Consider the following 6,911-nt stretch of genomic DNA (forward strand, 5'->3'; position numbering starts at 1 on the left):
CACGCTATCCGCGGCCGTGCCGCCGCCGTCGCCGGGGTCCGCGCGCGTCGTCACGGCTGGTCGGTGGATTCCTGGGTACGCCGGGCGCGGTGCGCGTCGAGGCGGGGCAGGGAGTGGGTGGGATCGAGGAAGACGTACGCCACCTCGGGGTAGCGCGCGGCCAGCCGCCGTTCGGCCTCGTCGGCGGCGGCCTCGATGTCGGCGCCGGTGGCCTCGTCCCGGAAGTCGACCTTGGCGGCGACCAGGATGTCCTTCGGGCCGAGCTGCATGGTCATCAGTGTGTCGATCCGGTCCACGGTGGGCAGGTCGCTCAGTTCCCGCTCGATCTCGCGGTGCACCCGCTCCGGCACCGCCCGGCCGACCAGCAGCGAGATGTTGCTGCGGGCCAGGACGACGGCGACCACCAGCAGCAGCACGCCGATCAGGATGGAGGCGATCCCGTCGTAGAGCTCGTCGCCGGTGAGGTGGGACAGGCCGACACCGACGCCGGCCAGCAGCAGGCCGATCAGCGCCGCGCTGTCCTCCAGGAAGACCGCCTTGACGGTGGTGTCCGCGGTCAGCCGGAGGAACCGGCCGGGGGTGGTCAGCCAGCGCCGGGACTCGCGGCGGATCTGGCGGGCCGCCCGGGCCAGCGACACCGCCTCGATGACGAAGGAGATCGCCAGCACCACGTACGAGGCGAGGTAGTTGCCGCTGTGCTTGTGCACGAGGATGGTGGTGACGCCGTGGGTGATGGCGAAGCCGGCGCCCGCGACGAAGGTGAACACCGCGGCCAGGAACGCCCAGACGTAGCTCTCCTTGCCGTAGCCGAACGGGTGGCGGATGTCGGCGGGCCGCGCGCCCCGGCGCAGCGCCAGATAGAGCAGCACCTCGGTGGTGGTGTCGGCGACCGAGTGGGCGGCCTCGGAGAGCATCGCGGCGGAGCCGGAGATCAGGCCGGCGACCAGCTTGGCCACGGCGATCGCGAGGTTGGCCGTGCCGGCCACCAGCACCGTGCCCACGCTCTCGCTCTTCGCTTCGGCTTCCGACGGCATGCGGATCACCCTAAGTCCGCGACGGCGTCCCCGCCGGGTGTCCCGCAGGGTGTGGCGCACGGCGCGGCACGCCCGCCGGGGTACGTGCGCGTGCGGCCGGGGCTGCTAGCGTCTACCCGTGTCGCGGACCCGCACCGAACGCCTGGTCAACCTGGTGATCTGTCTGCTGTCCACGCGACGGTTCCTGACCGCCGCGCAGATCGCCGCGACCGTGCCCGGGTACGAGCACGACCCGGACGACGCCAAGGACCACGAGGCGTTCCAGCGCAAGTTCGAGCGGGACAAGGCCGAGCTGCGTGAGCTGGGCGTGCCGCTGGAGACCGGGACGGCGAGCGTGTTCGACGCCGAGCCCGGGTACCGGATCGCCCCCCGCGAATACGCGTTGCCCGACATTCCGCTCGAACCGGACGAGGCCGCCGCGGTCGGCATCGCCGCGCGGCTGTGGCAGCACGCCGGCCTGGCCGCCGCCGCCTCCTCGGGGCTGGCCAAGCTGCGCGCCGCGGGGGTCGACGTGGACCCGCAGGCCACCCTCGGGCTGGAGCCGATGGTGACGGTCGACCCGGGGTTCGCGCCGCTGACCGCCGCCGCCCGGGACCGGCGGGAGGTCAGTTTCGACTACCGGGTGCCCGACCGGGACGCCCCCACCCGGCGCCGGTTGCAGCCGTGGGGCGTGGTCTGCTGGCGGGGCCGTTGGTACGTGGTCGGCCACGACCTGGACCGGGCGGCCACCCGCTGCTTCCGGCTGTCCCGGGTGGTCGGGGCGGTCCGGCCCAGTGGCGCGGCGGGCAGCTACCAGCCGCCCGCGGACGTCGACCTGATCAGCCACGTCGCCCGCTGGTCCGGGCCGGCCGAGCGGACCGGTCGGGCCACCGTGCTGGTCGCGCCGGGCCGGGCGGCCGGGCTGCGCCGCTGGGCGGTGCGCTCCGATGCCGGGCCGGACGGCGATCGGCTGGTCCTGCCGTACGCCGACGCCGACTATCTGGCCGGCCAGATCGTCGGGTACGGCCCGGACGTGCGGGTGCTCGACCCGCCGGAGGTGCGGGAGGCGGTCATCCAGCGGCTCAAGGAGATCGCCACCCGGCACGACGACCTGATGGTGGCCGGGGGTGCCCGGTGACCCGCCCGGCCGCGGCGCGCGGCTCCCGCGCCTCGGCGGACCGGCTGGCCCGGCTGCTCAACCTGGTGCCCTACCTGCTGGCCCGCCCGGGGATCGAGATCGCCGAGGCGGCCGGTGACCTGGGGGTCACCGAGCGGCAGTTGCGCGAGGACCTGGAACTGCTCTGGGTGTGCGGCCTGCCCGGCTACGGGCCGGGTGACCTGATCGACATGGCGTTCGACGGCGACCGGGTGACGATCACCTACGACGCCGGGATCGACCGGCCGCTGCGGCTCACGCCCGACGAGGCGCTGGCCCTGGTGGTGGCGCTGCGGATGCTCGCCGAGACGCCCGGGGTGGCCAACCGGGAGGCCGTCGAGCGGGCCCTGGCGAAGATCGAGGACGCGGCGGGCGACCTCGCCGGCGCGCCGGTGGAGGTGCGGTTGCCGGGCGACACGGCCCGGGTCCGCGAGCTGCGCGCCGCCGTGGAGCGCGGCCGGGCGCTGCGGATCACGTACTACACGGCGGCCCGGGACGAGACCACGCAGCGGGTCATCGACCCGCTGCGGATGTTGATGGTCGGCGGCCGGGCGTACGTGGAGGCGTGGTGCCGCCGGGCCGAGGCGGTGCGGCTGTTCCGGGCCGACCGGGTCGACGCGGTCGTCGAACTGGACGAGCCGGCCGTGGTGCCGCCGCAGGCCCGCCCGCAGGACCTCACCGGCGGGGTGTTCCGCCCGTCGCCGGACCTGCCGCTGATCACCCTGCGGATCGGCCGGGGAGAGCGCTGGATCACCGAGTACTACCCGTGCGAGCAGGTGGTGGCCGACGGCGAGCAGTGGCTGGTGTCGTTGCGGGTGACCGACCTGGGCTGGGCCCGGCGGTTCGTGCTCGGGCTGGGCCCGGAGGTGACCGTGGTCGCCCCGGCGGAGCTGGCCGAGCAGGTCCGCGCCCAGGCGGTGGCCGCGCTGGAGGCGTACGCGACGCCGGTGGCGCCCGCCGACCCGGCGGTGGCCGGGCGCACCCAGTAGGCTGACCGCCGTGGTGAAGTGGATCGTGCTTGCGCTGGTGCTGGTCCCGCTCGTCGTGCTGGCCCTGTCGGCCCGGCCGGTGCTGGGGCGGCTGCCGCGGCTGCGCCGGGCGGCGGTGGCCCTGCAACGCCGGCAGGTCGAGGCGGAGGCGCTGCGGGAGGCCGCCGAGGCGCTCACCGAGCGCGCCGAGGCGCTCCAGCACCGGGCGGAGACGGCGCAGCAGCGGGTGGAGCTGATCAAGGCCAAGCGGGGCGAGTGATCGATCGCGGTCGGTCGACCCGCGGTTCAGCTGCGGGTTTGCCGCCCGTTTCGCGCCCGGACGGTCCCGGTAGGTGGTTGACGGGACACTCGGCGGTGGTCAAGACTTCACCGGCCGGGACCCATCAGGGGCGGCCCGGCGGGTGGCAACGGCCCTCGGCGCACGTACGATGGGCTGCGACCCACCCTCCGACACAGAGCGACTGGAGCTTCCCATGGGTGCCCTCAAGCCGTGGCACATCGCCGTACTCGTGGTCGTGCTGATCCTGCTCTTCGGCGCGAAGCGGCTCCCCGACGCGGCCCGCTCGCTGGGCCGTTCGCTGCGGATCATCAAGGCGGAGACCAAGAGCCTGCAGGACGACGACCGCGACCTGGCGGAGAAGGCCGACGCCCAGTCCGGCTACCAGCCGCTGCCGCCCCAGCAGCAGCCCTACGCCCAGCCGCAGCAGCAGCCGGTCGCCCCGCCGGTCGACCCGGTGCAGCGCGTCCGCGACAACTGACCGAGAGGCCCCGACACCGTGGCCTTCGCCCTCCGCAAGCGCGGCCCGAGCACCTTCGAACGGGCCGCCGACGGCTCGATGACCCTCATCGAGCACATCCGTGAGCTGCGCAACCGGCTCTTCCGCGCCTCGCTGGCGATCCTGATTGGTTTCGGTTTCGGCATCTGGCTGGCCACGCCGGTCCGCAAGCTGCTCTCCGAGCCGTACTGCAGCCTGCCGCAGGCGCGGATGGTCGACGGCAGATGCAGCTTCGTCCAGCTCGGGCCGGCGGACCTCTTCCTGCTGAACCTGAAGATCGGGCTCTGGGTCGGGTTGATCATCGCCGCCCCGGTCTGGCTGTACCAGCTCTGGGCGTTCATCGCCCCGGGCCTGCACCGGCACGAGCGGCGCTACGCGTACGTCTTCACCGCCCTGGCCGCGCCGCTGTTCGCCGCCGGCGCGGTGCTGGCGTTCTTCGTCACCACCAAGGGCCTGGAGTTCCTGCTCAACATCTCCGGTGACGACATCGCCACCACCCTCGAGGTCACCCGGTACATCTCGTTCGTCACCAACCTGATCCTGCTGTTCGGGGTGGCGTTCGAGTTCCCGTTGGTCGTGCTGATGCTCAACTTCGTCGGGCTGGCCAGCGCGAAGCGGCTGCTGGGCTGGTGGCGGATCGCGGTCTTCGTGTTCTTCGCGTTCTCCGCCGTCGTCACGCCCACGCCGGACCCGTTCGGCATGACCGCCCTGGCGATCTGCCTCTGCGCGCTGTACTTCGCCGCGGTCGGGGTGGCGTTCCTCAACGACCGCCGCCGGGGCCGGGGCAAGGAGCTCTACTCCGACCTGGCCGACGACGAGGTGTCGCCGCTGGACCTGACCCCGGAGCCGGTCGAGGCCGGGCACCGGGTCGACGGGGTCGCCCCGGTCGACGCGCCCGAGCCGGTGGCCCCTCCGGCCCCGATCGAACGCCGCTACGACGACATGACCTGACCCCCACCCCGTCGAACGCCGAACGCCGCCTCACCCCGGGGCGGCGTTCGCCGTCTCCGCCCCCACCCGCCCCGCCCCGTTGATCACGGGGAAATTGTCCGACTTCCCCCCTAACTCCATGATCAACGCGAGGAGGGCGGGCGCGGGGGAGCGGGGGTGCGGGAACGGAGGGGGCGGCGGGCGGCCTAGGCTGGGCGGAATCGTTCGTTGACGGACACAAAGGAGCGTCAGCGACGAACCCCTCCACCAGCGCCGGCACCGCCGGACTGGACACCAGCGTCGCGCACTCGGCCCGGCTGTGGAACTACCTGCTCGGCGGCAAGGACAACTTCGCCGCCGACCGGGAGGCCGCGGAGCAGGTCCTCGCCCTCATGCCGGAGCTGGTCCAGTCGGCCCGGTTCAACCGCGAGTTCCTCGGCCGGGCGGTCCGCCACCTGGCCGGCGAGTGCGGCATCCGCCAGTTCCTGGACATCGGCACCGGCCTGCCGACGGCCAACAACACCCACCAGGTCGCCCAGGCCACCGCGCCGGAGTCCCGCGTGGTGTACGTCGACAACGACCCGATGGTGCTGGTGCACGCCCGCGCCCTGCTCACCAGCAGCCCGGAGGGGGCCACCGACTACGTCGAGGCGGACCTGCGCGACCCGGAGCGGATCCTGGCGGAGGCGGCCCGGACCCTCGACTTCGACCAGCCGATGGCGGTCATGCTGCTGGGCATCCTCAACTTCGTGGTCGACGACGACGCGGCCACCGCGATCGTCCGGCGCCTGGTGGCGGCGATGCCCGCCGGCAGCTACCTCGTCGTCTCGCACCCCACCCGCGAGCGGTGGCGGCCGGACGGCAACGACAGCACCCCCACCTCCGAATACTCCGCGGTCGGCCGCAAGCACGGCTGACCGATGGCCGTTCCGCCCCGCCCGCCGCCGCGCGGGCGGGGCGGTGTCACGCCGAGGGCGTCGCGCGCATCTCGCGGACCGCCTCCCCGGCGTACAGGCAGGCGGCCCGGTGGTCGCCGGCGACGACGTCGAGCGCCGGGTCGGTCTCCGCGCAGTCGGCCCGGGCGCGCGGGCAGCGGGTGCGGAACCGGCAGCCGCTCGGCGGGTCGACGGGGCTGGGAATGTCGCCGGTCAGGATGATCCGCCGGCGTTCCCGTTCCACCGCGGGGTCCGCCACCGGCACCGCCGACAGCAGCGCCGCAGTGTACGGGTGCGCCGGCTCGCGGTAGATCTGCGCCGGGTCACCGGTCTCCACGATCCGCCCCAGGTACATCACCGCGACCCGGTCGCTCATGTGCTCCACGGCGGCCAGGTCGTGCGAGATGAACAGGTACGTGAGCCCGAGTTCCCGTTGCAGCCGGCGCAGCAGGTTCATGATCTGCGCCTGCACGCTCAGGTCCAGCGAGGCGATCGGCTCGTCGAGGACGACCAGGTCCGGCTCGCCGGCCAGCGCCCGGGCGATGCCGACCCGCTGCCGCTGCCCGCCGGACAGCTCGTGCGGGTGCCGCTCGCCGAGCTCGGGGCGCAGGCCCACCAGGTCTAGCAGCTCGGCGACCCGGCGGCGCCGGGCGTCCGCGCCGTCGACCAGCCGGTGCACCACCAGCGGCTCGGCGACGCTGGCCGCCACGGTGTGCCGGGGGTCCAGCGACGCCTGCGGGTCCTGGAACACCATGGCCACCCGCCGGCGTACGGCGCGCAGCCGGCGACGGGACCAGCCGGTCACGTCCTCCCCGGCCACCCGGACCCGGCCGGAGGTGGGGTCGACCAGCCGGAGCAGGGCCAGGCCGGTGGTGGACTTGCCGCTGCCGGACTCGCCGACCAGGCCGAGAGTCTCGCCCCGGCGCACCCGGAGCGACACCCCGTCGACGGCGCGTACCGGCGCGCTGCCGGCGGCCGGGAACCACACCCGCAGGTCGTCGAGCTCGGCGAGCACGTCGGCGCTGATGGCATTACCTTCCTTCATCAGAGGTCCCCTTCCGGGAACGCTTGCGGCGCTTGTCCCTTGAGGACTGAGATGAGACGGCGTCCCG

At 73.9% G+C, this 6,911-nt stretch carries 8 protein-coding genes; 6 read left to right on the plus strand and 2 right to left on the minus strand.

The window, feature by feature from the left end:
* Positions 1-50: 50 nt before the first annotated feature.
* On the minus strand, positions 51-1,034 hold the full coding sequence (locus AB0H57_RS26195; protein WP_357510823.1) for a cation diffusion facilitator family transporter: 984 nt from the start codon (positions 1,032-1,034) through the stop codon (positions 51-53).
* Between the two features lie 118 nt (positions 1,035-1,152).
* On the opposite strand from AB0H57_RS26195, the gene AB0H57_RS26200 reads away from it, so the two are divergent.
* The 6 genes from AB0H57_RS26200 to AB0H57_RS26225 all read left to right on the plus strand — a co-directional run bounded on the left by AB0H57_RS26200 (position 1,153) and on the right by AB0H57_RS26225 (position 5,781).
* Entirely contained in the window at positions 1,153-2,151 is a 999-nt protein-coding gene (locus AB0H57_RS26200) for a WYL domain-containing protein (protein WP_357510824.1), read from the plus strand.
* Positions 2,148-3,158: a YafY family protein gene (locus AB0H57_RS26205; protein ID WP_357510826.1), complete on the plus strand. Its 1,011-nt coding sequence runs from the start codon at positions 2,148-2,150 to the stop codon at positions 3,156-3,158. Before AB0H57_RS26200 ends, AB0H57_RS26205 begins: the two co-directional genes overlap by 4 nt.
* Before the next feature lie 10 nt (positions 3,159-3,168).
* Positions 3,169-3,417: a hypothetical protein gene (locus tag AB0H57_RS26210; RefSeq protein ID WP_357510828.1), complete on the plus strand. Its 249-nt coding sequence runs from the start codon at positions 3,169-3,171 to the stop codon at positions 3,415-3,417.
* 214 nt (positions 3,418-3,631) lie between these two features.
* Entirely contained in the window at positions 3,632-3,916 is a 285-nt protein-coding gene (gene tatA / locus AB0H57_RS26215) for a Sec-independent protein translocase subunit TatA (protein WP_357510830.1), read from the plus strand.
* A gap of 18 nt (positions 3,917-3,934) precedes the next feature.
* Complete coding sequence (gene tatC, locus AB0H57_RS26220) at positions 3,935-4,885, plus strand: twin-arginine translocase subunit TatC (protein WP_357510832.1); 951 nt, start codon at positions 3,935-3,937, stop codon at positions 4,883-4,885.
* 266 nt (positions 4,886-5,151) lie between these two features.
* On the plus strand, positions 5,152-5,781 hold the full coding sequence (locus AB0H57_RS26225; RefSeq protein WP_357510846.1) for an SAM-dependent methyltransferase: 630 nt from the start codon (positions 5,152-5,154) through the stop codon (positions 5,779-5,781).
* A 46-nt stretch (positions 5,782-5,827) separates the two neighbouring features.
* Here AB0H57_RS26225 and AB0H57_RS26230 read toward each other — a convergent pair whose 3' ends face one another.
* A complete protein-coding gene (locus AB0H57_RS26230; RefSeq protein ID WP_357510834.1) occupies positions 5,828-6,844 on the minus strand; it encodes an ABC transporter ATP-binding protein in 1,017 nt (338 codons plus the stop codon).
* Positions 6,845-6,911: the final 67 nt, after the last annotated feature.

This window comes from Micromonospora sp. NPDC050686 (assembly GCF_040654475.1).
Taxonomy (GTDB): Bacteria; Actinomycetota; Actinomycetes; order Mycobacteriales; family Micromonosporaceae; genus Micromonospora.